General features: G+C 65.9%; 28 protein-coding genes. 14 read left to right on the forward strand and 14 right to left on the reverse strand.

The features are described from left to right. Positions 1-78 precede the first annotated feature (78 nt). From nagB to RCH15_RS09675, 3 genes are all read left to right on the forward strand, one after another. Positions 79-861: a glucosamine-6-phosphate deaminase gene (nagB, locus tag RCH15_RS09665; RefSeq protein WP_326960403.1), complete on the forward strand. Its 783-nt coding sequence runs from the start codon at positions 79-81 to the stop codon at positions 859-861. 100 nt (positions 862-961) lie between these two features. After that, entirely contained in the window at positions 962-1,270 is a 309-nt protein-coding gene (locus RCH15_RS09670) for a DUF3039 domain-containing protein (protein WP_326962279.1), read from the forward strand. A 190-nt stretch (positions 1,271-1,460) separates the two neighbouring features. Beyond that, positions 1,461-3,254 (forward strand): DEAD/DEAH box helicase, encoded by a 1,794-nt coding sequence (locus RCH15_RS09675; RefSeq protein ID WP_326960405.1) that lies wholly within the window; start codon positions 1,461-1,463, stop codon positions 3,252-3,254. Between the two features lie 83 nt (positions 3,255-3,337). Here the strand turns inward: RCH15_RS09675 and RCH15_RS09680 are convergent, their stop codons facing one another. The 3 genes from RCH15_RS09680 to RCH15_RS09690 all read right to left on the reverse strand — a co-directional run bounded on the left by RCH15_RS09680 (position 3,338) and on the right by RCH15_RS09690 (position 5,766). Beyond that, the gene (locus RCH15_RS09680) at positions 3,338-3,682 is read right to left on the reverse strand and encodes a hypothetical protein (RefSeq protein ID WP_326960406.1); all 345 of its coding nucleotides are present in this window, start codon (positions 3,680-3,682) and stop codon (positions 3,338-3,340) included. Between the two features lie 75 nt (positions 3,683-3,757). Further along, a complete protein-coding gene (locus tag RCH15_RS09685; RefSeq protein WP_326960407.1) occupies positions 3,758-4,438 on the reverse strand; it encodes an isochorismatase family protein in 681 nt (226 codons plus the stop codon). Beyond that, a complete protein-coding gene (locus RCH15_RS09690) occupies positions 4,438-5,766 on the reverse strand; it encodes a nicotinate phosphoribosyltransferase (RefSeq protein ID WP_326960408.1) in 1,329 nt (442 codons plus the stop codon). Before RCH15_RS09690 ends, RCH15_RS09685 begins: the two co-directional genes overlap by 1 nt. Positions 5,767-5,803: 37 nt before the next feature. On the opposite strand from RCH15_RS09690, the gene clpS reads away from it, so the two are divergent. Beyond that, positions 5,804-6,172, forward strand: a complete 369-nt coding sequence (gene clpS / locus RCH15_RS09695; protein WP_326960409.1) for an ATP-dependent Clp protease adapter ClpS — start codon at positions 5,804-5,806, stop codon at positions 6,170-6,172. Continuing rightward, positions 6,165-6,725 (forward strand): DUF2017 domain-containing protein, encoded by a 561-nt coding sequence (locus tag RCH15_RS09700; protein WP_326960410.1) that lies wholly within the window; start codon positions 6,165-6,167, stop codon positions 6,723-6,725. Before clpS ends, RCH15_RS09700 begins: the two co-directional genes overlap by 8 nt. 469 nt (positions 6,726-7,194) lie before the next feature. Here RCH15_RS09700 and RCH15_RS09705 read toward each other — a convergent pair whose 3' ends face one another. Next, a complete protein-coding gene (locus RCH15_RS09705; RefSeq protein WP_326960411.1) occupies positions 7,195-7,860 on the reverse strand; it encodes a Pr6Pr family membrane protein in 666 nt (221 codons plus the stop codon). A 419-nt stretch (positions 7,861-8,279) separates the two neighbouring features. Between RCH15_RS09705 and RCH15_RS19090 the strand changes: the two genes are divergently transcribed. Both RCH15_RS19090 and RCH15_RS09715 read left to right on the forward strand, forming a co-directional pair. Next, positions 8,280-8,339: a hypothetical protein gene (locus tag RCH15_RS19090; RefSeq protein WP_442784965.1), complete on the forward strand. Its 60-nt coding sequence runs from the start codon at positions 8,280-8,282 to the stop codon at positions 8,337-8,339. A gap of 155 nt (positions 8,340-8,494) precedes the next feature. Then, on the forward strand, positions 8,495-9,028 hold the full coding sequence (locus RCH15_RS09715; protein WP_326960413.1) for a GNAT family N-acetyltransferase: 534 nt from the start codon (positions 8,495-8,497) through the stop codon (positions 9,026-9,028). Between the two features lie 273 nt (positions 9,029-9,301). Here the strand turns inward: RCH15_RS09715 and RCH15_RS09720 are convergent, their stop codons facing one another. The 8 genes from RCH15_RS09720 to RCH15_RS09755 all read right to left on the reverse strand — a co-directional run bounded on the left by RCH15_RS09720 (position 9,302) and on the right by RCH15_RS09755 (position 15,794). Beyond that, on the reverse strand, positions 9,302-9,949 hold the full coding sequence (locus tag RCH15_RS09720; RefSeq protein WP_326960414.1) for a uridine kinase: 648 nt from the start codon (positions 9,947-9,949) through the stop codon (positions 9,302-9,304). A gap of 35 nt (positions 9,950-9,984) precedes the next feature. Continuing rightward, positions 9,985-10,833, reverse strand: coding sequence for a class I SAM-dependent methyltransferase (locus RCH15_RS09725; RefSeq protein WP_326960415.1), 849 nt, complete (start codon positions 10,831-10,833; stop codon positions 9,985-9,987). Positions 10,834-10,990: 157 nt separating this feature from the next. Continuing rightward, positions 10,991-11,845: a phosphotransferase gene (locus RCH15_RS09730; protein WP_326960416.1), complete on the reverse strand. Its 855-nt coding sequence runs from the start codon at positions 11,843-11,845 to the stop codon at positions 10,991-10,993. A 128-nt stretch (positions 11,846-11,973) separates the two neighbouring features. Further along, a complete protein-coding gene (locus tag RCH15_RS09735) occupies positions 11,974-13,038 on the reverse strand; it encodes a spore photoproduct lyase family protein (RefSeq protein ID WP_326960417.1) in 1,065 nt (354 codons plus the stop codon). 117 nt (positions 13,039-13,155) lie between these two features. Next, complete coding sequence (locus RCH15_RS09740) at positions 13,156-14,022, reverse strand: F510_1955 family glycosylhydrolase (protein WP_326960418.1); 867 nt, start codon at positions 14,020-14,022, stop codon at positions 13,156-13,158. Positions 14,023-14,099: 77 nt separating this feature from the next. Next, positions 14,100-14,738, reverse strand: a complete 639-nt coding sequence (locus tag RCH15_RS09745) for a DUF305 domain-containing protein (protein WP_326960419.1) — start codon at positions 14,736-14,738, stop codon at positions 14,100-14,102. Positions 14,739-14,871: 133 nt separating this feature from the next. Further along, positions 14,872-15,342 carry a hypothetical protein gene (locus RCH15_RS09750; protein ID WP_326960420.1) on the reverse strand — a complete coding sequence of 157 codons (471 nt, stop codon included), beginning with the start codon at positions 15,340-15,342 and terminating at the stop codon, positions 14,872-14,874. Positions 15,343-15,479: 137 nt separating this feature from the next. Beyond that, a complete protein-coding gene (locus RCH15_RS09755) occupies positions 15,480-15,794 on the reverse strand; it encodes a heavy-metal-associated domain-containing protein (RefSeq protein ID WP_326960421.1) in 315 nt (104 codons plus the stop codon). Between the two features lie 359 nt (positions 15,795-16,153). On the opposite strand from RCH15_RS09755, the gene murI reads away from it, so the two are divergent. Genes murI through rdgB form a run of 4 tightly spaced genes read left to right on the forward strand, consistent with a single transcriptional unit; the run spans position 16,154 to position 19,456 of the window. Then, the gene (gene murI, locus RCH15_RS09760; RefSeq protein WP_326960422.1) at positions 16,154-17,170 is read left to right on the forward strand and encodes a glutamate racemase; all 1,017 of its coding nucleotides are present in this window, start codon (positions 16,154-16,156) and stop codon (positions 17,168-17,170) included. Then, a complete protein-coding gene (locus RCH15_RS09765; RefSeq protein ID WP_326960423.1) occupies positions 17,167-17,964 on the forward strand; it encodes an MBL fold metallo-hydrolase in 798 nt (265 codons plus the stop codon). Before murI ends, RCH15_RS09765 begins: the two co-directional genes overlap by 4 nt. A gap of 59 nt (positions 17,965-18,023) precedes the next feature. Continuing rightward, the gene (gene rph / locus RCH15_RS09770; RefSeq protein WP_326960424.1) at positions 18,024-18,782 is read left to right on the forward strand and encodes a ribonuclease PH; all 759 of its coding nucleotides are present in this window, start codon (positions 18,024-18,026) and stop codon (positions 18,780-18,782) included. Further along, positions 18,779-19,456 (forward strand): RdgB/HAM1 family non-canonical purine NTP pyrophosphatase, encoded by a 678-nt coding sequence (gene rdgB / locus RCH15_RS09775; RefSeq protein ID WP_326960425.1) that lies wholly within the window; start codon positions 18,779-18,781, stop codon positions 19,454-19,456. The genes rph and rdgB overlap by 4 nt, the downstream gene beginning before the upstream one ends. Positions 19,457-19,578: 122 nt before the next feature. Here rdgB and RCH15_RS09780 read toward each other — a convergent pair whose 3' ends face one another. Next, entirely contained in the window at positions 19,579-20,346 is a 768-nt protein-coding gene (locus RCH15_RS09780) for a VTT domain-containing protein (protein WP_326960465.1), read from the reverse strand. A 160-nt stretch (positions 20,347-20,506) separates the two neighbouring features. On the opposite strand from RCH15_RS09780, the gene RCH15_RS09785 reads away from it, so the two are divergent. Together RCH15_RS09785 and RCH15_RS09790 are read left to right on the forward strand one after the other, a co-directional pair. Then, positions 20,507-21,526, forward strand: a complete 1,020-nt coding sequence (locus tag RCH15_RS09785) for an exonuclease domain-containing protein (RefSeq protein WP_326960426.1) — start codon at positions 20,507-20,509, stop codon at positions 21,524-21,526. A 94-nt stretch (positions 21,527-21,620) separates the two neighbouring features. Next, the gene (locus tag RCH15_RS09790) at positions 21,621-22,169 is read left to right on the forward strand and encodes a DUF4395 domain-containing protein (protein ID WP_326960427.1); all 549 of its coding nucleotides are present in this window, start codon (positions 21,621-21,623) and stop codon (positions 22,167-22,169) included. Positions 22,170-22,222: 53 nt separating this feature from the next. Here the strand turns inward: RCH15_RS09790 and RCH15_RS09795 are convergent, their stop codons facing one another. Next, positions 22,223-23,335, reverse strand: a complete 1,113-nt coding sequence (locus tag RCH15_RS09795; RefSeq protein WP_326960428.1) for an ADP-ribosylglycohydrolase family protein — start codon at positions 23,333-23,335, stop codon at positions 22,223-22,225. Between the two features lie 168 nt (positions 23,336-23,503). On the opposite strand from RCH15_RS09795, the gene RCH15_RS09800 reads away from it, so the two are divergent. Beyond that, positions 23,504-24,457, forward strand: coding sequence for an MIP/aquaporin family protein (locus RCH15_RS09800; RefSeq protein ID WP_326960429.1), 954 nt, complete (start codon positions 23,504-23,506; stop codon positions 24,455-24,457). The last annotated feature ends 34 nt before the right edge of the window (positions 24,458-24,491 follow it).

A 24,491-nucleotide genomic window follows, 5' to 3' on the forward strand; every position in this document is an offset into this window, starting at 1 on the left:
GGCAACAACCGTTAACCCCACTGCCACGGGACCCGCAAGGGCAGCCGCAGGCGCCGCAAGTAACCGTAAGGGCACGCCATGGAAGTCGTCATTCTCGCCGGCAGCAGGCCAATTGCCGCCCTCGCGGCGGACGCGGTGCAGGCCCTGCTGATACGAAAACCCGGCGCCGTCCTGGGTCTGGCCACCGGTTCCTCGCCGCTGCCGGTCTACGACGAACTGGCGCTGCGGTACAAACGGGACAGGCTGGACTTCAGCGGGGTGCGTGCTTTCGTCCTCGATGAGTATGTGGGTTTGCCGCCGGGCCATCCCGAGTCCTGCCGGGAGGTCATCAGGCGGGAATTCACCGAGCGGGTAAACATCGAACCGTCGAACGTTACCGGCCCCGACGGCTCGGCAGCCGACATCCCCGCCGCCTGCCGGGACTACGAGGAAACCCTCCACAAGGCCGGGGGAGTCGACCTGCAATTGCTGGGCGTTGGCACTGACGGGCACATCGCGTTCAACGAGCCCGGTTCTTCCCTGGCCTCGCGGACCCGGATCAAGACCCTGCTGGAGCAGACACGCCGGGACAATGCGCGGTTTTTCGGCAGCCTGTCCCACGTTCCCCACCATGTTCTCACCCAGGGCCTCGGAACCATCCTCGAAGCCCGGCATGTGATCCTTCTCGCCACCGGAGCGCAGAAAGCCCAGGCGGTCCGCGACCTGGTGGAGGGACCCGTTGCCGCGATCTGCCCCGCGTCTGTGCTGCAACTCCATCCGCATGCCACGGTCCTGGCGGATGAGGCGGCGGCGTCGTCCTTGCGGCTCGCCGACTACTACCGCCACAGCTATGAGAACAAGCCGTCATGGCAGGACCTGTAACGTCCGTTCCGGCCGGCCAGGCAGGCTGCAGCCGCCGTCCGGCCGCCACGCCGTCGCCACACCGCCCCCTCCAGCGGCTAAGATGGAACTCATGAACGCCATGACCGAACCCCTCGAAAACGACCCGATGCGCGAGCTCTCCGGAGCCGGGACGTCGACGGCCACGATCGAGCGCGAGGAACTGCGCCAGGAAGTTGAGCCCGGCGACCGGGAACGCTTCTCGCACTATGTGCGCAAGGAAAAGATCATGGAATCCGCCCTGTCCGGCGAACCCGTCATCGCCCTGTGCGGCAAGGTCTGGACACCGGGCCGCGACCCGAAGAAATTCCCCGTCTGCCCCGAATGTAAAGAGGTCTATGACGGCCTCCGCCCGGACGGCAGCGGCGGCAAAGGTTCCGGCGACAAGTAGCCCACTCCTGGGACACGGCGCGCCGCTCCCCAAGCACGCCGCCGGCAGGCAGTCCTGCCGTTCAGGCGCATGATGCCCGGCCCATGATGGCGCCGGTGATTGCTGACGGTTCATCCGACGAAGATTGGTGTTTTGTGTTTAATTGGGTTTCTCCGGCAGCGGCTGCAGTGCGCACACTGGGGGGTCCCAATTGACAGAGACGCTCTTTGGCGGTCCCGTACTGCCTCCCGCGTATCCCGAGCGGGCAGCCTGGGGCACCGCGCAGAAGCTTCGGGCCTGGCAGCAGGAGGCCCTCGACAGCTACTTCAGCTCCCACCCCAAGGATTTCCTCGCCGTCGCCACCCCCGGGGCCGGCAAGACGACCTTCGCGCTGCGGGTGGCGTCCATGTTGATCGAGGCCAACATCGTCAACCGCGTCACCATCGTGGCACCCACGGACCACCTGAAGCGGCAGTGGGCCGACGCCGCAGCCAGGGTGGGCATCGCCATTGACCCGAACTTCAAGAACGCCGACGGCCAGCACGGCCGCGGGTTCATCGGCGTCGCGGTCACTTACGCGCAGGTGGCGAGCAAGCCCATGCTGCACCGGGCCAAAACCGAGGCGGCACGCACGCTGGTGATCCTGGACGAAATCCACCACGGCGGCGAGGCGTTGTCCTGGGGCGACGGCCTCCGCGAAGCCTTCGAGCCCGCAGCCCGCCGCCTCTCGCTGACAGGTACGCCGTTCCGTTCCGACACCTCGCCGATTCCGTTTGTTGAGTACGCAGAAGACCGCGACGGTATCCGGCGGTCCAAGGCGGACTACACGTACGGTTACGGCAAGGCGCTCCGGGACCATGTGGTCCGGCCCGTCATGTTCATGGCCTACTCCGGGCAGATGCGCTGGCGCACCAGCGGCGGCGAGGAGATGGCGGCCTCCCTCGGGGAATCAGCCGTCACCAAGGACATCACCTCCCAGGCCTGGCGGACCGCCTTGAACCCCGCCGGGGAATGGATCCCTGCGGTGCTCGCCGGGGCGGACAAGCGCCTCAGCGAGGTGCGCCGGACCGTTCCCGACGCCGGCGGCCTGGTCATCGCCACCGACCACGAGGACGCCCGCGCCTACGCCGGGCAGCTGAAGCGGATCACCGGCGAGTCGCCCACGGTCATTCTCTCGGATGACGCCAAGGCCTCCAGCAAGATTGAGGAGTTCACCGCGAGCGAGAAACGCTGGATGGTGGCCGTGCGGATGGTCTCCGAAGGTGTCGACGTTCCGCGGCTCTCTGTCGGCGTGTACGCGACCTCGACGGCCACACCGTTGTTCTTCGCACAGGCTGTCGGGCGTTTCGTCCGCGCCCGGAAACGCGGCGAAACGGCATCGGTGTTCCTGCCGTCCGTGCCGCAGCTCATGGCGCTCGCGAACTCCATGGAAGCCGAGCGTGATCACGCACTGGACCGCCCGGAGAAAGAAGACGGTGACGGCCTCTTCAACCCGGAAGACTCGCTGATGGACGAGGCGAACCGCGAGGAGAAGGCCTCCGATTCCCTGACCAAGGGCAAATTCGAGGCCCTGGACTCGCAGGCCTCCTTCGACCGCGTGCTGTTCGACGGCGGCGAGTTCGGTACCGGCGGCGAGGTGGGCTCGGAGGATGAGCTGGACTTCCTTGGAATTCCCGGCCTGCTCGACGCCGAACAGGTGGGCACACTGCTGCGCCAACGCCAGCACGAGCAGCTCAACCGCAAGAACTCGCGTGGCCCGCAGGCTGATGCCGTGCGTGCCGCCGACGCGGTCCCGGCCGTGCCGGACCACCGCATGCTGATGGACCTGCGCACGGAACTGGCAAAGAACGTCGCCGCATGGTCCGCCCGCACCGGGACCCCGCACGGCGTCATCCATACCAAGCTCAGGACGGTCTGCGGCGGCCCTGCCGTGGCGCAGGCCAATGAGGATCAGCTGCAGACCAGGTTGCGGAAGCTCCAGGACTGGTTCATCGGACGGAAGTAACAGTCTCCCGCGTGAACGTTAGGCAATAAAGAGAGGGCCGGGAATTCCCGGCCCTCTCTTTGACTGCTGGCGGTGCCGGGAGGTTACTGTCCGGTGCTGCAGAGCCCGCTGAGGGTCTGCCCGGCGGCGGTGTAGGAACCCTGGAGCTGCTCAAGCTTCGCGGAGTCCGGGTTCTCCTTCGCGGCTTCGTCCAGATACTCGAGGATCGACTGCAGCGGAGCCCTCATCTCCTCGGACGCTGAGGCCTCAATCGGCCGGATGCGGTTGGCGAGGCGGATCATGCCCGCCTTGTCGGAGTTCGACGCCGGCCCCGCGCCGACCGTCTGGACCCGTGCGCAGGATTCCTGGGTGGTGTCCAGCGGGGCAGAGCAGCCGGCGGCGCCGAGCAGAGCCCCGGCAGCGATCAGGACAGTAAGGGTCTTCTTCATGATGTACTCCGGGGTTTTGCGGGTCAGACGATTGGCAAGGATTTCGAGTCTACTTCGAGGGCGGCGTTTTCCGGCTCAAATGACATCGACCCCGCCGAGTTCCATCTCGGCAACGGCATCGTCAAGGTCGTCGGCAATCCCCACGGTGAGGTCCCGCACCACGGTGACGGAGTATCCCGCCTGGACCCCGTCCAGCGCTGTTGCCTTCACGCAGTGGTCGGTGGCGATCCCGACCACCACGACGTCCTCGACGTCATGGCTCTGGAGCCAGTCGTCGAGTCCGATGGCGTCCTCGCCCCCGGCGAAGTCGCCGGCTGCGAGGCCTCCGTCCGCGGCGCCGCCGGTGGTCTCGGAAGAACCCGCGGATGCCGGCATGGCTCCGGGCTTCCGTTCCCCGGTGGGGACGGCGTCGTCCGGTGCCAGCAGCCCCTCAAAACCGGAGTAGGCGGCGGTGAACTGGCCTTTGCGGAAGTAGGCCTGGATGTATTCCGTGTCGAGGTCCCGGTGAAGCTCGGCCCCGCGTGTTCCGGCGACGCAGTGCTTTGGCCAGCTGTCGACGTAGTCGGGGTCGTCCGAGAAATGCGCTCCCGGATCAATATGCCAGTCCTGGGTGGCCACCACATGGTCAAACTCTCCATGGTGGGCGTCGACGTACTCGCTGATGGCGCCGGCCAGCTCCGCCCCGCCGGTGACGGCCAGGGCGCCTCCTTCGCAGAAGTCGTTCTGGACGTCAACGATGATCAGGGCGCGGGACATCAGTTCTCCTCGTAAATGGTGGGGATGGCCGCTTCGCCGCGCTGCAGCCGGTTGACGACGGAGGGGAGTTCCCTCATGGAATCGGCGTGGCGCTGACGTGCACGGACCACGCCTTCGGGCCCGGTCCAGCCGGGAAGCAGTTCGCCGTTCTTGATGAACTGCTGCAGGAGGGGCCGGTCGTTGCCGTCGTCGTCCGGGCGGTGCCCGATGCCGACGATCTCCTGAGTAGCGGTGCCGCGCTCGTTGAGCTTGCGCAGGGCGTACTTGCGCCCTCCCTTGCTGGTCTTGTTCTTCGCGGCCTTGGCCACCGGAACGAAGTTGCCGGCGTCGTCGGTGCGGCTGACCAGCTTGTAAACCATGCTGGCCGTCGGAGCGCCGGAGCCGGTCACCAGCGAGGTGCCGACGCCGTAGGAGTCCACAGGAGCGGACTGCAGGGCGGCGATCGCGAACTCGTCCAGATCAGAGGTGACGATGATGCGGGTCCGTTCGTTGCCGAGGTCGTCCAGGAGCTGGCGCACCCATTGCGCCTGCGCCACGAGATCGCCGGAGTCCAGGCGCACGGCGCCGAGCTTGTCGCCGGCCAGGTCGACGGCGGTGCGCACCGCCGACTCGACGTCATACGTGTCCACCAGCAGTGCCGTGCCGGCCCCCATTGAGGCGATCTGCGCCTGGAAAGCCTCGCGCTCGGTGTCGTGCAAAAGGGTGAAGGAATGCGCGGCGGTGCCGACGGTTTTGAGCCCGTAGCGCAGGCCGGCCTGCAGGTTGGAGGTGCTGTCGAAACCGGCGATGATGGCTGCCCGGGCGGCCGAGACCGCGGATTCCTCCTGCGTGCGGCGCGAGCCCATCTCCACGCAGGGGCGGCTGCCGGCCGCGGTGATCATGCGTGATGCTGCCGAGGCGATGGCGCTGTCATGGTTGAGGACCGAGAGAACGTACGTCTCCAGGATGCAGGCCTCGGCGAACGTTGATTCGACGATCAGGATGGGTGAATTGGGGAAGTACGCCTCGCCCTCCGCGTAGCCCCAGATGTCGCCGGAGAAGGAGAAACCGGCCAGGTACTCCAGCGTCTCCTCATTGACCACGTTGGTGCGGCGAAGGAAATCGATGTCCTCGTCGCCGAAGCGGAAGTCCGCGACGCCTTCCAGCAGCCGGCCTGTGCCTCCCACAATGCCGTACCGGCGCCCGTCTGGCAGTCGCCGGGCGAAGGCCTCAAACACTGACTTGCGGTGGGCGGCGCCGGAATGCAACGCGGCCTGCAGCATGGTCAGCTCGTAATGGTCGGTGTACAGGGACGTGCGGGGACGGTCCCGCCCAGCTGATGAACTCACAAATTCACTCTAGTGCGCATCCCCATAGAATGGACAGATGACCCTCAGCGTTGCGCTCGGCCCTGACACCCAGGAGAGCACCCAGACCGGAACAGTGACATCCACCGATGCCCTGACCGCCCCGGACATCCCTTGGAACCTCGTGATCTGGAACGATCCGGTGAACCTGATGAGCTACGTGAGCTACGTGTTCCGCAGCTACTTCGGCTATTCGGAGGCGAAAGCCAACAAGCTCATGATCGAAGTCCATAAGAAGGGCCGCTCCATTGTGGCGCACGGCAGCAAGGAGCAGGTGGAGCAGCACGCGGTCGCCATGCACGGGTACGGTCTTTGGGCCACCGTGGAAAAAGCCACCGGCGGCTCCGGCGGCGCCGGATCAGGCAAGGGCAAAGGAAAACGTGGCTAAGGCATTTAAATTCGGCATCAAAGGCATCACCGGTTACCTGGAGCCGCCCGAGCGGGAACTGTTGCGCAGTCTCTTCGACGACGTCGTGTCCATGCTGGAACCGGAGGAACGCGCCAATCAAGACCCTTTGGCTGCGCTCGTCGGACTCGACGCGGAGGCGCGCGAACCGTCGGACCGGGCCCTGCGCCGGCTGCTGCCGAACGTCTCGAAGACCGACGACGCAGCGTCCCTGGAGTTCCGCCGGTACACCGAACGGTCCCTGCGGGAGAGCAAGATCGGCGCGTTGAAAGCCGCTTCCCTGGGGCTGGACAAGGACGAGCTTGTCCTGACCGCCGCCGATGCGCGGCACTGGTCGATGGCGCTTAACGATGTCCGGCTGGTGCTGGCCGAGCGCCTCGACATCCGGGACGACGAGGACGCCGGGCACGTTCACCTCATGCAGGACTGGTCCCAGGCCGAGGACGTCGAGAGTTACCTGGCCCTGGTGTACAACTTCACCACCTGGCTGCAGGAATCCCTCGTCCAGGCAATGCTGCAGTCCCTGGAGGCGTAGGTCTGAGCTTCTAATCTGCCCAGTGGCCACATCTATCCGCCCAAGGCCCGAGTCCGCCTTCCTGGGCCGAGCTGGGTCTTGGTACGTGCAGGCGCCGGCGGGTGGACAGCACTGTCACGGGGACGCTGTCGAATGCTGGCTCCAGGCTCCTGACAGGTCACGCCCGATCCGGCGGCAGTGCTTACTGCGTGCCCGGCCGCGGGACTGACAGATCAACGCAAAGACACCAAAGGGTCTATCCCAACGAGGGTCAAGCCCCCACGACCAGGACTGCCGAATCTACGGCTGATGATTCGACAAGACCAGACTGACAGTCCCGGCACACCCCGGTGCGTCCGACGGATTGGCGGATGCCCAGGCTGGCGCAGACGTCGTCGAGCCGGGTGAGGTGTATGGGCTGCCATGCGAGCCGCTGGGGTGCCTTGCTAATCGCGTCGGCAAGGATCAAATTCAGGGAGCCCTCGGATTGTTAGTTGATGGTGCTGGCGGCCGGTCGACGGGGTTCGCCGGTGGCCGCAGGTGTCGGGGCGATGTGGAGTCGCGTGGAGAACGCTGCTATGAGGGCGAAGAGGAAAGCTGCTGCCGCTATGGCCAGCGCCATGACAGCGACGGTGCCGTAACCGCTGGCCCGGGGGTCCAGGAACGGGTAGGGGTACCAGTCAACGATGGGACCGCGGATCAGGCTGTAGATCAGGTAGAGCAGGGGGAACGCGAGCCAAACCAGCGATGTGTGGACAGGAACCCGGGTTTTGGGAAGGTCAACAAGCCAGTCGATCACCATGATTGTCGGGATGGTGTAGTGCAGCACGACGTTGATCCAGGGGATTGGAGTGTTGACGTCAATGTTGCTTAGCAAAAGGTTGTAAACGATCCCTGTGATGGTCATGTAGATGGTGGCAGCACCGCGCAGGAGCTCAAGCCAGCGGGGGCTTTCGCCTTTCCACGCGTACACGCCAGCAATCGCCAGGGTGATGAACGCGATGATGTTTGATTCGATGGTGAAGTAGCTGAAGAAGTTCCCTGCGGAGGCCCCGGGAACGTTCTGGAGCAGGTGTGTCAGCTGGAAAAGTATGGCGAGAAGCCCAAGCAGGGCAAACCAGAACCTGAAGAGCGCGAGCCCTCGATTGGATGTCATACAGGGATTCTATGGGGCCGAAAACGTCGAGGCCCTGAGGTTGGTCGTGGCGGCGGCGGCTCAGCGTCAAGGTTGACAACATATTTGGGCGCATCGGGTTAGCTGGTCCGTACATGGCCTCAGGAAAGTCCGCCTCACCGGGATGGTGCCATCGCCACGATGATTTAGGGAAAAGATCAGTCAGAGCCATGCGCGCTCAAGGATCCTCTCCCGGTCACCGTTTGTTACTGGTTCGGCAGCTCTCCGTCTCTTGTTTCGCGCTGCACTTGCGGAGCCTGCGGGTTCGACACCAGCCTGATCCTTCGCCGACAATGCGAGCATCAGAAGATGTCGCTCATCCAGGTTCTGAACGCATCACCGTCCTCCACCGAAAAAAGCGTCAGCTGCTCACTGCGCTGACGGCCACGTACGCGGAAGTCATGGAAATCCGCCCCGACACCATCCGGGTCGTTTTGCACGAGCTCCCTCGCGAGAACTGATCGGTCGCCGGCGTCACCCTGGCAGACTCGGGCCAGAACGAATCCATCTGCACGGAAACGGCCCAATAGGACGGAGAGTACGCATCCACGCTCCGCTCGGGACTTCAGCCTTTCAGCTGGCCGCATTCGGTGACTTTCAGCGTTACGATCGTGTGATGGCCCGCCTTATCGCTCCGGACGCAAGGTACCACTCCTCTTGGCTGGAAGGCTCCGCAGAGTTCGACGGCGCCCACAGGGACGGCGGCGGTGGTGAAGACCGGCCTCTGGAAGAGCTCCGGGACCTTCGATCATTCCGCCGCTTCGTCGAAACCCTTGTCGACGACGCGTTGCCGGAGAGCCCCCGGAACCCAGGGTACGTTCCGTGCACGTACTTGTGGATCATGGACGGCGACACGTTCCTGGGCTCCCTGGCCATCAGGCACGAGTTGAACGACTTCCTCCTCAACGAGGGTGGGCACATCGGCTACAGTGTGCGGCCGTCGGCACGGCGCCGCGGTCACGCCTCGAAGGCACTGGCCGATGCCCTGCTGTTGGCCAAAGAACTTGGTATCTCCCGGGTTCTGGTCACCTGCGATGAGGACAACCTCGGCTCCCGTGCGGCTATCGAAAAGAATGGCGGCGTCTACGAGGACTCCCGCAACGGCAAACGGCGTTACTGGGCCGACACCGAACAATCAGGCGCACCCTAACCCCACCCCATGATGGCTACCCGTTGGGCGTCCCGGCCAGCCGCCAGCCGCCGGTTTAATAGCTGAGGCATCCCGGCCACCTCAACCACTACCATCTCAGCAAGGGAGCCTTTACCGGGGTTCTTGCCGTTTTCGCCGTGGGAGCTGGACATGTCTCGTTGAATCAGATCAACCTGGGCTCTGTTCAACACGCTGTCGTATATCCCAGCTGCACTCCAGCAGACGGCCATCTAGGACTTGGCGCGCCAAGCGCCCGGTAAAGGATCGGCGGGCTCAACCGGTCGTTGCAACCATGTCGGGGCGGATGACTTTCGGTGCCGTGAAATCCGAGTTGTCCACGACGAGCGTGGCACGTTCCCAGGGCCGTGCAGCGTCGAAGTAGAGGCGCTGTCCTCCGACATACCGGCGCATTGTTGGGTGCTCCGGGTCGGGATTGCTGCCGTTCCGGACCGCCATTCGCGCTGCGGTCTCGGTGAACGGAACGTCCAGGAAAACGGACGCGTCCCAGTAGGAGGCAAGTTCATCACGGTGCAGGAACATGCCTTCCACAACAACCAGCGCATCTGATGGAGCGTGAACGGGCTCCACGTGCACGATTCGGTCGGTCACTGCGTCATAGGATGCCGGCGAGTACCAGCCGTCCCCCGTTGGGCCGAGCGGTGCGAGTAACTGGTCCTGCAGGGCCGCGCAGTTGTAGGTGTCCTCCCAGAACCCTTCTGGCGAAGCACGTCCCTTGGCGTGCCTCACGGGCGAGGGGTTCAGATAGTCGTCGGCATGGATGACTATTACGGGGCGGTCCTGGATCGCGAGTACCAGCTTGGCGGCGAAGGATGTCTTGCCACTGCCATCAACGCCGTCGATTGCCACCATGCGGCGCCCGGGACCGGCGGCGTCGAGAATGTCAGCGGCCAGTGATCTCATGAACTTCTTCATATCGCCGGACACGACGAGGATGGCTAGTAGCTGGCATCGGGAAGATCTGGCTGCCGGGTTTGCCCAATCCCGAGCAGAGCAACGGCAGGTAAAACCACTTTTCCATTTCTCAGCATGGGCGAGACTAGGCGCAAGTATTCATGCCGCATTGCGGACTGCATCGATGGCGTCTGACTGGTTACGATTTTGCCGATTCCACCCACGCCGCCTGCCGGGCCTGCCCACAGGTCCTCAGCATCGACAGTGAAATCCCAGGCAAGAGTCTTCGTCTCCACCGCGTCCAGGCCGGCCCCGGCGAGCAGTTCATTCAACCCCTGCTCCGTGCGGTCAAAGTCCATATCGGCTGGGAGTTTTTGCTGGCCGGGCACGGTTGCCCCGCTGGCTTCCACCACATCTGACCACAGCCTGTTTATGGCAGAGAGTTCAGAGGGCCATATCGTCACAGCGACGACTCCCCGCGGTCGACAGACACGCTTGAGATCAGCCACGGCGGCGCGGGGATTGCCCACGTGATTGACGACGAAGTTGGCCATAACTGCGTCAAAAGTATCTGGTGCGAAGGGCAAATTCGGTACCCCGCCCCGGAGCAGCTCTGCCTGAGGTGCCGCTGCACGCGCTAGGGCGAGCATCTCAACGTCAGGATCGATGCCGGTCACCTCTGCACCGCGGCTGGTGGCTAGGGCCGTGAGGTTCCCGGTTCCGCAGCCAACATCCGCCAGAGGACGCCCCGCAAATCCGCCAACCAAGGCTTCTGTCGCGTCCAGCAACGGCACAATCGCCCCAGCGCACAAATGCGCAAAACTCTGTGAGTATGAGCGACCCACGCCAGCCCAGTTGCTAGGGCCCCTTTTGTCAGCACCAATCGTCGTCACCTGATCTTCGCCCCCAGACTAGTCACCCATTCTCACAGTCCAGTGTGGGACATCACGATCGGGACTGCCCGGTTTCTTGTTCACGCCATGCGTTGGCGCGTCGCTTGCCGACTGCGCCCGGTAGACGATCCTTGTGTCCATGCAGGCCAGCCGCAATCTAGGTCAGGGCCTGTTTCCAGGCGTCGTGATTGCGTAGGACATAGTCAGCCGCAGTGTGCCAGTGCGCGCCGTGTCCGTTGACGTACATGTCGGCCCAAGGCTGGACTCCGGTTTCATGAGAGGACTTCAGCAGCCCGTGCATGGCCGCCGTCCTCTTTCCCAAGGCCTCGGGCAACGCTTCCCGTAGGATCTCGTCGGGCCCATAACCGTCGACAACAGCGCGGAGCCTGGCAGCGGCCTCTGGAACCGGTTGGCCCTCAAAGAGCATTCCAAAGGACTGCGCTGCATATGCGAGGTCCCATAGGCGCGTACTCGGGCCCGCCGCGTCCCAATCGATAAACACCCACCGTTCTCCCATAATGAAGTTCCAGGGAGCGAGGTCGTTGTGGCACATCAGGTTCGGATTCTCGGCAGGAAGCAAAACGTTCCATCCGGTCGTATCTGGGAGTTCAAATCCTTCGCTGGCATCGTGAATCTGACGAATCAGGCGGCCGACCCGCAGGAGGTCATGCTTTCCGAGGGGCAACTGGTCAAGCGCGGAGACACCCTCGACGTACTCGGTGACATGCCGCCCAGCGTGATCTCTGCCGAGGGGTTTGGGAACGTCGAGGCCGGCTACTTGGAGGACTCTCAAGTACTTCTGGACGGCGGCAGAGTTCTCCAGCCACGGTTTGCGCACCGTATCGCCAACACGAAGGACACTCCCTGAGGCGTTTCCGCCTGCAAGTTCTTCAGCTTCCTCCTTCACCCGAAGAACGCTACCGCGTGCCAACAAGCTGGCCAAGCCAACGCCCGTAGTGGTTCCGCTGCACGCCTCGGGAACGAAGAAGCGGGCGACGGTCTCACCGAGCAAGACTTGCTCCTGGGGAATACTGCCGTGAAGTTCATCGTCAGAAACCAGAGGATGTCAGACGCGGCACTGGTGGCGTTGCACGTCTCTTCTTCACGACCAGGCGGGGTGCCGCCGGCAACCCGCGCGCCTCAGAACGCGTAGCGGATGCGACAGTATGGCGCGATGTCCTCAATTAGCGCAGTCAGTTGGCGCACGTAGCCCGCCTTGGCGCCCGAACGGTAGCGGACGTTGGTAAAACCGTTGGAGGAGACCTTGGATTCCTGGAGCTCCGGACGCCACAGCACGTTTTCGGCCTGTGGGTGCCACCCCAGATTGACCTCGTGGAGCCGCTCGTTGTGGGTCAGGAAGATGACTTCCGCCGCGAGCTGCGCTTTCGCGGCGGCCGTCAGGGTGGCATCAAGCTGACGGAGCAACTGCTCCCAGTCGTTGAGCCAGGTGTCCGTGATGATGACGGGGGAGAAGTTCACATGCACCTCGTACCCGGCGTCGACGAAGTCGTTAATAGCAGCCATGCGTTCAGCGACGGGCGAGGTCCGGACGTCAATGGACTTCGCCAAATCCGCAGGCATCAGGGAAAAGCGGATCCTGGTATGCCCGCCATGGTCCCAGCCGAGCATCGCCCGGTTCACGTACTTGGTGGCGAAGGACAGCTTCGCGGTGGGCAGGTCGCGGAAGAGCACGACCAGATCTTCCACGTTGTCGCTGATCAGCGCGTCGACGGAGCAGTCGCTGTTCTCGCCGATGTCGTAGACCCAAAGTTCGGGGTCGCACTGGTTCGGCTCCAGCTTCATGCCCTGGCGTGTGGCGTGCCGTTCGAGCGCACGGGCAATCTGGTCGATGTTCGCAAACACGGTTACTGGGTTGCTGTACCCCTTGTGCCGGGGCACGTAGCAGTAGGCGCACGCCATGGCGCATCCGTTGGCGGTGGAAGGCGCAATGAAGTCCGCGGACCTGCCGTTGGGCTTGACGGTCAGCGCCTTCTTGACCCCCAGAATCAACGCTTCCGTCTTGATGCGGGACCAGCGCGGCACGTTGGTTTCATCGCCGTGCACCTCAGGGATGTTCCAGTGATTGTCGACAAGCACCACGTCGGCATCCGGCCAGCGCGCGAGGATCTCCCTGCCTCGGGGAAGCTCGAGCGCGGCACCTTGCGCGTAAATGCGCCGAATCTGCAGCAGACGGTTGAATTCCATGGTTCCATTCTCCCTATCCGGAGGTGAGATCCAGGACGGCTTGGCCGGGCGCGGGCTGACGACCCCGGCGGGCTTCCTGGTCGGCGACGAGCGGGTCGGGTGGCAGTGGTGGTCCGCTCAGGAGGCATTGGCTGGATGGAAGGTGGCGCCGCCGTCAGTGGAGACCCAGAGCGCGGTGGGGCTCGCGGCCCAGAGGGCCGTCTTGCCGTCGGGGCCTTTCGTTGCGGCGATTGCCTGTACGTCCGCGCTGACCTGGCCTTGGCGGGTCCAGGTGGCGCCGCCGTCGGGGGAGTAGTGGACGGCGCCGCCGGGTTCAACCCCGAAAGCCTCTTGTGCGTCGGCGAAAGCAGCGAATTGGATCACGGGAGAGGATGTGGTCAGTGCCCAGGTGCGGCCGCCGTCGGTCGAGCGTTGCACGCCGTCGGCCGTGGTGGCCAGGACAGTGTCTGAGTAGGGGTTCCCGGCGAGGGTGGCGGGCTGGAACCCGGCTGTGGCGGTCTGCCAGGTTTTTCCGTCCGGGCTGGTCTGCAGTGCGCCGTCGAAGGCGACGATCCCGGATTTGGTGGTGGTGAGGGCGTGGAAGTCCGATTCGCGCTGCCGGGAGAGTTGTTCCCAGGTCCTGCCGCCGTCGCTGCTTTTGATCAGCCCGAGCGGGTTCGGGAGGGATGATCCGGGGCCCGGGTGGCCGGAGGCGAAGAACACGCCGGGGTCTTTGGCGGACGCGAATCCCATGAGGTCGTTCTCGGGACCGACTCGGACGGCCGGGTTTGCGGACATGTCGTAGAGGCCCTTGTGCGTGGCCAGAAGCACCTGGCCGGTTTCGCCGTTGACGTTCAACCCGTGAATGTGGGCGTCGGGCAGGTCGTTGCCGGTTTGTGGAGGTGCGGTGGGTGCCGGGCTGCAGGCTGAGAGGGCCAGAACGAGGGCAGCAGCGGCACACGTTATGGTCGCGGCGGGGCGGCGGAGGATGAAGGCGAAGGCCACGGTGACTCCAAAGTGGGGAGGGGGCAGGAAGGTGGCGCCGGCCCCTGGAGGGGGCCGGCGCCTGCGGGCGGGGCTGGTTAGAGGGTGGCCAGCAGTTGCTGCATTTCCTGGATTTCCGATTCCTGGGAGGTGGCGATGTCTTTGCTGAGCCGGAGCGCATCGGGGTTCTTGCCTTGCGTGGTTTCGGTTTTGGCCATCATGATCGCGCCCTGGTGGTGGGCGATCATCTGGGTCAGGAAGAGTTTGGACGCTTCGGTGCCTTGGGCGGTTTCGAGCTTCTTCAGGTCATTATCGCCCATCATCCCTTCGCCCATGCCGTGGCCGGGGGACATCGTGGGTGCTTCGTTCCAGTCCTTGAGCCAGCCGGTCATGGTGGTGATCTCCGGTCCCTGGGCGGCCTTGATTTTTGTCGCAAGGGCCGTGATGGGAGCCGGGATGTCTTTCTTGGCGAGCATCATGTCGCTCATTTCCACGGCCTGGGTGTGGTGCGGGATCATGCCCTGGACGAACATGGTGTCGGCGGCGTTGTGTTCAGCTGAGGCGGTCGGGGCGCTGCTGGACATCATTCCCGGGCCCTGGTTCATGCCGGGCATGCTGCTGGCGGAGCTGGTGGCCGGTGTGGTGCTGCCGGAGGTGCCGGTTCCGGAGGCGCAGCCGGCGAGGGCGAGCACGGAAGCGAGGGCAGTGGCGGAAACGGCAAGAAATGTATTCTTCATGGAAAATCAGGTCCTTCAAGGTAACAGGGGGCGCTGGGGCGCCGGCGGAGAGTTTGGTGTCCCGGCATGGCGGGGGATGGGCCGCTCAGGCGAAAGGCGTGAAGCGGCCGGGCATGAATCCGGCGGCCATTTTCTACGTCCTGCTGATGCAGAGCTGACCGGGCGAAGGGCTCCCGGGAAGATAGGACCACCCGGCGGCGCGTGCCAGGAACGGGCCCGTCTTATTATCGACCGTGAGGACCGCGGTCCCTGGCAGCGGGGCAGCCAGGGATACGGTATTCGCCGCCGGGATGCACCCCGGGGCCATGGCCTGCATGTCCGGGCAGCCCGCCGGGTCCGGGCACTGCGCCGCCGCGACGGAAGGAGCGTGGACGCCGGCTTCGGGGGCCGTTAAGAGCCCTGAATGGCCGCTGAAAGAGTTGAAGTGACCCGGCTGGGCTGTTTGTGTTGCCGGGCCCGCCGTGGCGGCGGCCGGTGCATGCACGGAGTGGTTACCAGTCATGACATGCATGCCGAGAATTCCGGCGATGACGGCCAGGACTACGGCAAGGAGCCCCGCGGGGTGGAGGAAAGCCGCGACGCGGCGTTGGCTTGTTGCGGTCATCCCATTTCCTCCTTTCCACACGGTCTGCTTTTAAAGGCTACCCGCTGGCGGCCCGTGTGGCCCCCGGGGCAGCGCGGAGGAGTCCTTAACACCGGTACCGGCCATGGGCCGAAAACCCGTATGCGGCGGCGCCCGGATCAGCTGCCGGCCAAGGTGTATCCCGCAGAGGCGACGGCGTCGTGGACTGCCGAGGCCGAGGCTGTGCCCTGGACAACCAGGCGGGACCGGCCACCCGGCACGAGATCAACCGACGCTGCGGTCACCCCGTTCACGGTGCCGACAGCCTTCTCCACTGTTTTAACGCAGTGCCCGCAGGTCAGTCCCTCCAGAGCGTATGCCGCGCCGCCGGAAGTCGTTGGGGCCGGTCCGTCTGTTTCGTTGAAGCAGCAGCCGCAGCCGGAAGCAGGGGAGGAAATCAGGGGCAGTTGTTCACGTGCTTCAGTTCCGCACATCTCATCTTCCATTCTTCTTATAAGGGGAGGCGACAGGTGATGTGGTTGAACAGCTGTAGGGCCGAGACAGGCAACGGCCGGGACATACCGGTTCACTGACAACACCCCGAGCATACCCCTAGGGGGTATAGGCGTCAAGCATATCGGTCGCGGGAGTCCGTTGACAACATCATTGAGATTGCTTCGAATTCTTTCGCGTACCGGACCGATATGACGCCGGCGCATCCTCAGCGTCCCGCCCCGGCCTGCCGCTGGGGCCCGGCGGCCGGGGCCGGTCCCCGGGTGTGACCCATCAGACACGAGTTGCTTGACACAATGTGATGGCTGCGCCCTTGGCTTAGCCCTATCCTCGAATAATCATGACTTCAGCATCGAGCATTGATCCGGCAGCGCGTGCTGTTGCGGACTCCCCAGCGAGCAATACCGCCAGCAGCCTGATGGGATCGCGGCCCATCGGTGTCTTCGATTCCGGCGTCGGCGGACTCACCGTGGCCCGGGCCATCATCGACCAGCTGCCCAACGAATCCATCCTTTACGTCGGCGACACCGCCCACGGCCCTTACGGTCCGCTTCCCATCGCCGAGGTCCGGGCCAATGCCCTGGGCGTGATGGATGAACTGGTGGACTCCGGCGTAAAGCTGCTGACCATTGCGTGCAATTCCGCATCCGCGGCTGTGCTCCGGGACGCCCGCGAGCGCTACACCGCCCGCTATGGCATCCCCGTCATCGAAGTGATCCAGCCGGCTGTCCGCCGTGCCGTCGCCTCCACCCGCAGCGGCCGCGTCGGTGTTCTCGGCACCTCGGCCACCATCGGCTCCCGCGCGTACGAGGACACTTTCGCCGCCGCCCCGGACCTGCACATCACCTCGGTGGCCTGCCCCGCCTTCGTCTCCTACGTGGAGGCCGGCATCACCACCGGTCCCGAATTGCTGGCCGTCGCCCGCGACTACCTCGCGCCGCTCACGGCGGCCGGCGTGGACACCGTGGTGCTGGGCTGCACCCACTATCCGCTGCTGACCGGCGTCATCTCCTTCGTGTTGGGGGAGGACGTCATGCTGGTCTCCAGCGCCGAGGAAACGGCCAAGGACGTATACCGCGCTCTGGCCTCCCGGGGGCTGGAACGGACCGACACGTCTGCTCCCTCACACAACTTCATCGCCACAGGTGACGCCGCACAGTTCGAGCACCTGGCCCGCCGCTTCCTGGGCCCCGAAGTTCTCAGCGTCCGCCACGTGGACCATGTCGCAGCGCAGTACCCCACGGGGAGCCTGGCCAGGATCACGCCGGAGATGCTTGCCGCCGCGCAGGCCGGCACCCACCGTCCGCGGATCTCCAACTTCGTGGGCGGGTCCGCGGGCGGGGGAACGCTGCTGTGAAGCTGACCATCGTGGGCTGCACCGGATCCTTTCCGGGTCCCGGCTCGCCGGCGTCGTGCTACCTGCTGACCGCCAACGACGGCGAACGGAACTGGAAGATCGTCCTGGACCTCGGGAGCGGTGCGCTCGGCGCCATCCAGCGCTACACGGACCTGGAGGACATCGACGGGATCTTCCTTACCCACCTGCATCCGGACCACTGCATGGACCTGTGCGGGCTCCACGTCGCAGTGCGGTGGAAGCCCGGCGGCTGGGGGCGCGGCAGGATCCCGGTCTGCGGGCCCGCCGCCACCGCGGACCGGATGGCCACGGCCTACGGCCTGGCACTGGAGCCCGGCATGCATGAGGAATTCGACTTCAGCAACTGGTCCGAGCGCAAGCCGGTGACCATGGGACCGTTCACGGTCACGCCGTATGCGGTCAACCATCCGGTGGAGGAGGCCTACGCGCTCCGCGTCGAGGTCACCGAACCGGACAAGGACGGCAACCCCGTCACCCGGGTGTTGAGTTACTCGGGAGACACCGATGCCTGCGGCGGGCTGGAGGACGCGGCCCGGAACGCGGACCTGTTCCTGTGCGAGGCGGCCTTCGAGGAAGGACGCGACGACGGCATCAAGGACGTGCACCTGACCGGCAAGCGCGCAGGGGAAGCCGCCGTGGCCGCGGGTGCCCGCCGGCTGCTGCTCACGCACATCCCGGTCTGGACGTCCCCGACCACCGTCATGGCCGAAGCCAGGGGAGTCTTCGGACAGCACGTGGCCGTGGCCGTTGCGGGAGTGCACTACACCATCTGAGCCGGGCCGGCCCGCACGGTGTGCCCGGCCGGCCCGGTCAGGGTCGATAAGCTAGGGGCATGACTTCCGAAGCCCTTACTGCCCCCGTTATCCGCGCCGATGGCCGCACTCCCGATCAGCTCCGTCCGATCAGCATCACCCGCGGCTGGTCCAAGCAGGCCGAGGGATCGGCCTTGATCGAGTTCGGCAACACCCGGGTGCTGTGCACGGCCTCGCTCACTGAGGGCGTCCCGCGCTGGCTCAAGGGCGAAGGCCGCGGCTGGGTCACGGCCGAGTACGCCATGCTCCCGCGCGCCACCAACACCCGCTCCGACCGTGAGTCCGTTAAGGGCAAGGTGGGTGGCCGGACCCACGAGATCTCCCGCTTGATCGGCCGGTCCCTGCGCTCCATTATCGATACCAAGGCCCTCGGCGAGATCACCATCGTGCTCGACTGCGACGTCCTGCAGGCTGACGGCGGCACCCGTACCGCAGCGATTACGGGCGCCTATGTGGCGCTGGCGGAGGCCATCCGTTTCGCCCGCGAGAACAAAATGATCGCCCGCAACGCCCAGCCGCTCACGGATACGATCGCCGCTGTCTCGGTCGGTATAATCGACGGCATTCCGATGCTGGACCTGCCGTACGTCGAGGACGTCCGCGCGGAAACCGATATGAACGTGGTGGTTACGGGCTCCGGAAAGTTTGTTGAAGTCCAGGGCACCGCCGAAGGCGCCCCCTTTGACCGTGATGAGCTCAACAAGCTGCTGGACCTGGCCCTGCTGGGGACCGAGCAGCTCGCCGCCATCCAGCGCGACACCCTGGCCGAAGCTCCGTGACCGCAGACGCCGCCCCGCAAGGTGCAGCGCCGCACGGCCTGGCGCCGGTGCTGGTGCTCGCCACCCACAACCAGGGCAAGGTCCGGGAACTCCGGGAACTCCTGCGCGGGCAGGTTCCCGGCCTCGACGTTGACACCCAGGTGGTGGACGCGGGCGCCGTCGGCGCCCCCGACGTCGCCGAGACCGGGGTGACCTTCGCCGAGAACTCGCTGCTGAAAGCGCGGGCAGTGGCGGAAGCCACCGGGCTGGTCGCAATCGCCGATGACTCCGGGCTCGCCGTCGACGTCCTCGGTGGCGCACCCGGCATCTTCTCGGCTCGCTGGGCCGGCCGCCACGGGGATGACGCCGCCAATCTCCAGCTCCTGCTCGACCAGCTTGCCGACGTTCCCGATGAGCACCGCGGTGCCGCCTTCGTCTGCGCCGCGGCACTGGCCGTGCCGGGAAACGCGGCGGGGGAAGGCCGGGAAGTGGTGGAATACGGGCAGCTGGAGGGAACACTGCTGCGCGAACCGCGCGGAGCCGGCGGCTTCGGCTACGACCCCGTGCTGCAGCCCACCGGACTGGACCGTAGCTGCGCCGAGCTGAGCCCGGCGGAGAAGAACGCGATCAGCCACCGCGGACACGCGTTCCGGGCGCTGCTCCCCGCGGTCGTCGCGGCGCTGGCCGGGAAGTAGCCTGGCCCTCGGGGCTTCTGCCTGCACGCCGATACGGCAGAAGGCGCCCCACGGTGTGGGGCACCTTCTGCCTGCGTTCTTGATCCGGACGTCCGGTCCGTGCTGCCGGGCCGGAACAGGGCTTAGGGCGTCTTGCGGTCTTCTTCGGGTTCGTGCTCCTCGATGAATTCCTCGACGATGTCGGTGCCGTACTTCTCGGACTGGCGCTTGGCCACGAAGCCGCGGACCACCTCGATGGCGATCGGAACCACCGACACCAGGACGATGGCGATGAAGATGATGTCGAGGTTTTCGCGGACCCAGGGAAAGGTATCGCCCAGCAGGAAGCCCAGCAGGGTCACGCCGCCACCCCACAGCACGGCGCCGATCACATTGAACACGAAGAACTTGCGCTTGCTCATCTGGGCGACGCCCACGATCACCGGGACAAACGTCCGGATGATCGGCACGAAGCGGGCCAGGATCAGGGCCTTGCCGCCGTGCTTTTCGAAAAACGCATGGGCGCTCTCGACGTTCTCGCGCTTGAAGAGCTTGGAATTGGGCTTGTTGAAGATCGCCGGGCCCGCTTTGGATCCAATCAGGTATCCGACCTGGTTACCAAGGATTGCCGAGATGATGATCATCACCACGAAGGCCCAGAGATTGACCTTGATGGTTCCCGTGGCCACCAGGAGACCTGCCGTGAACAACATGGAGTCGCCCGGCAGGAAGAAGCCGATCAGCAGGCCCGTCTCGGCGAAAATGATGCCGCAGACCAGCAGTACCACCCACGGCGCCAGAGCCGGATCGGCCAGGAAGACCTGGGGGTTCAGCCAGTCGGGCAGGAACGAGGCGAGCTGCGGCTGCACCGGGCCTGCACCGCCGAGCGTGGACACGGCGAAGTCATTCAAAGCTAAAAGGTTCACCAGTCAAGGGTACTTGACCCCCGACGTCGGGCGCGGGCGGCCGGCCAAGCCTGCTGCAAGATAGTCCCGGCAAAGTCGCACGGCCGCCTCAGCCACGGCGGCGTCCGGTACGGGTAAGGCCCGGACCCGGCGGTAATGTTGGAGCGTGGGTTTGGACTTTACAGCGATCGACTTTGAGACCGCGAATGGCTTCCGTGGTTCACCGTGTGCGGTTGGGCTCAGCAAGGTGCGTGGCGGTGTCGTGGTCGAGGAAGCCTCGTGGCTGATGCGGCCGCCGCAAAACCATGACCGTTTTGACCACCACAACGTACGGATCCACGGCATCCGGCCCGAGCAAGTGGCCGGGCTGCCGCGCTTCGGGGAGCTCTTCCCGGAGATCGGTGCGTTCATCGGCGGAGACGTGCTGGCCGCCCACAACGCCGCCTTCGACCTCGGGGTGATCCGTTCCGGCCTCGAAGTATCCGGCCTGCCCGGCCCGGCGTATGACTATGTCTGCACGGTGATGCTGTCCCGCCGCTGCTATTCGCTGGTGTCCAATTCCCTGCCGTACGCGGCCCAGGAAGCCGGCGTGCCACTGGTCAACCACCACGACGCCGCCGAGGACGCCCGCGCCTGCGCCGGCATCCTGATCGATATCGCCGCCCGCAACGGCGCCGCCAGCATCGCCGAACTGTACCTTTCCCTGGGTTTGGCGGTGTCCCGGCAGGAGGCCTTCCACCCGCTGCGTGATCCCCTCTCCAAAGCCAGCCAGTCAGCCCTCGACGCCTTGGCGGCAGGTCCCTCCGCGACGGCCGCCGTGCGGGCCTACCTGCCCGGCTGGCCGGAAGAGGGCGCCAACCCGCCGCCGAACCTTCTCGCCGAGGCTGGCCACCCCCTGTTCGGCCAGACCGTGGTGTTCACCGGAGAACTCGCCATACCCCGTCCCGAGGCCAAGATCCGTACCGCCGAGCACGGGGCACGGCCGGAGAGCCGCGTCACCGCCCGCACCACCGTCCTGGTGGTGGGCGACGGGTTCGACGCCGCCGACCTGCGCTCCGGCAGGCTCACCGGCAAGGCGCGCCGGGTGCTGGAACTGCACGAGCGCGGCCAGCGGATCGAGGTTCTCTCCGAAGGCGAGTTCCTGCAGATGGTCGGCGGCCACGTGGCCTCCGCCGCGGTTTCCTGACCCTGCCGCCCAACCTCTAAGGCTTGACCCCCTTCCCGGTCATACTGCGCAACAGGATTTTCGCGGGCGGCAGCGCCGCTCCTAGCCTTGAACAATGAGCAACCTGACTGCGCCGCCCGCCGCGCCGCCGGCACCCGGAACCACCGCGCGCAGCGCATCCCCCTGGCGGACGGTCTTCGCGTTTCCCAACCCGGTCAATGAATATGCGGCCCGGGTCACGGCGGCGCTGGTGGTGTTGGTGTCGGTGCTGACCCTGCTCACCGGCTTCGGCTGGGGCCTGGCCGTCATTGCCGCCGGGTTCTGGCTGCGTGTGCTGTTCGGCCCGCGGATCTCGCCCCTCGCCCAGCTGTCCGTCAAAGTCCTCACGCCGCGGCTGGGCAAGACCCGGCTGGTTCCGGGTCCGCCGAAACGCTTCGCCCAGGGCATCGGGGCTGCGCTGTCCACCGCCGCCGTCGTCCTGCTGGCCGCCGGGCTGGGGCCCGCAGCATGGATTTTGCTGACGGTCCTGATCGTAGCGGCCTCCCTGGAAGCGTTCGCAGGATTTTGCCTGGGCTGCGCCGTCTTTGGTTTCCTGCAGCGCCACGGCCTGATCCCCGAGGACGTGTGCGAGGCCTGCAACAACATTTCACTCCGCCGCGCCTAGGCACAGCAAGTGCCCGCCGCGCCTAGGCACAGCAAGTGCCCGCCGGTCCCGGGTCAGGCGCCGGTGACGGCCGCCAAACGGGAGGCCATGCCACGGATGACCTCCGGTGCTTCAAGCCGCTCCAGCCACCCCGCCGGCAGGCAGTCCTCGCCGTAGAACGTGCCCAGGATGTTTCCTGCCATCGACGCGGTGGAGCCGCTGTTCCCGCTGTGATTGACCGCGACGGCGATCGCCGCCCGGAAGTGCTGTTCCGGGCCGGGGTGCGCCGAACGGTCCGGTTCGGTGGCGAGCACTGCGTAGAGGGCGACGGCGAGTGCCTCCTCCGCGCTTTGGCCCTCGCCGAGTTCCCGGACCAGGTCCTCGGGTTCCAGCAGCGTGCCCTCGGCGCTGAGCCGGAGGGCGGTGTCCAGCCGTGCGAGGAGGAGCGGGGCAACTGTTTCGTCTTTGCGCAGCATGCCGGCGTTTAGCTGCCCGAGCGCGTATTCCGCCGCAGGGCGCAGCCCCTGGCCGGCCACCAGGGCGTGGATGACGAGGCTGAAAACGCCGGCGCCCTGCCGCGCTGCGGGGTGCCCGTGGGTCAACGAGGCCGCGTCGGCGCTGAGCTTGTAGACGTCGGCGGCGGCGATGTAGGGGATCAGGCCGAAGGGCGCCGACCGCATCACCGTTCCGTGGCCGTTCGATTCGGGGTTGACCGGCCGGAAGTAGGTGCCCATCGCCCCGGTCGCCAGACCGCTCAGGCAGGCCTGCTCGGGCGCGCGGCGGTGCTTCAGGACGCTGTGGGAGTCGATCCAGCGCGGCGGCTGGAACGGTGCCGCCTCCGGAACCGGCGCACCCTGGGTGGCGAACCAGCGCAGGTACGCCAGCCACAGGCACGCGTTCGTGTCCGCGGCCACGCCCGAGTTGGCCCATTCCAGCGCCTCCAGCAGTCCGTCCACGGTATACAGGGTGAGTTGCGTGTCGTCGGAAATCGAACTGCCGCCGTCGAGCGCGGCGAAATCCCGGAGTCCGTCCTTACCGAACGCGCCACGGATGGTGGCAATGTCCTTGGATTCGACGGCGTAGCCCAGCGAATCGCCGAGGGCGCCGCCCAGCAGGCAGCCGAGGATCCGGGAGGCGTGCGACGGGCTGGGCGCCGGGGCGGCGGGGCGGGCGGGCTCAGTGCTCATGACAGAGAATTTTACCCCGCCCCGTTTCCGGCCCCAGCAGGGCGCAAGTCCAGCGAACGTCCAGATTCCGCTGACAGACTGCTCGCTGGTCGCCAGCAGCAGACCCTAACCAACCGACCAAAACGAACCGACCAAAACGAACCGACCCAAACGGAGGAATTCCCGACCATGAAGACGCCCGCGTCAGCCCTTGAGCCGTCCCAACGGCCGGCCGTTTCGTTGGAAGCGGCGCCCGGGCTGCTGGGGAGGGTGTCCGCCGAAGCCCTCGGGACGTTCTTTGTGGTGGTCGCGGGCCTGGGCGTTCCGCTCTTCACCCTTCCGCAGTCGAATCCTTTGTCGGCGTCGCTCGCGGCAGGGCTCGCGGTCACCGCCGCGATGTTGGCGTTCGGATATCTGTCCGGCGGCCACTTCAATCCCGCGGTGACCGCGGGAAACGCTGTTGCAGGCCGTATCCGTCCGGTAGCCGCGGCGGCGTACGTGAGTGCCCAGGTGGCCGGTGCCCTGCTCGGCGCGGTCACCCTCTTCGGCATCGTGCGTACCATTCCCAGCATCGCCGACTCCAGGACCGCCTTTGACACAGTCGCCGCCGGCTTCGGTGAGAACTCCGTCATCCAGGTCCCCCTGGCCGGGGTGCTGCTCATCGAGGTGCTCGGCGCCGCCCTCCTCGTGGCCGTCTACCTGGGCACCACCTCGGAGCGGAACCCTTCGCGGCTGGCGGCGCCGTTCGCCGTCGGCCTGACCACGGCGGTGCTCCTGCAGTTCGGCCAGGCGCCCGGGAATGCTCCTTTCAATCCGGCGCGGGCCACCGCGTCGGCAATCTTCAGCAACCCTGACGTGCTCGGCCAGCTCTGGCTCTTCTGGGTCGCTCCGCTGGTGGGCGCTGCACTCGCCGGACTCGTGTTCCGTGGGGTTGCCCTGATGACGCCGGCCGGCACGGCCGCCCCCGTGGACGGTGCTGACCAGATGGACGACGACGACGCCGTGGACACTGTCGCCACCATTGACGGGGTGGAACTGCCCGGGGCGGAACGGATTGGCCTCGAGAAGAATTCGGCGCCTGCGGCCGGCAGCGATGAGGCCCGGGCGTTCTTTGATGGAGAGCGCGGAGATCGCGGCAAGTAGCCGTGCGCCGGAGCGGTGCCGCAATCCTGTCGGT

This window comes from Arthrobacter sp. MP_M4, assembly GCF_035984855.1.
Taxonomy (GTDB): Bacteria; Actinomycetota; Actinomycetes; order Actinomycetales; family Micrococcaceae; genus Arthrobacter.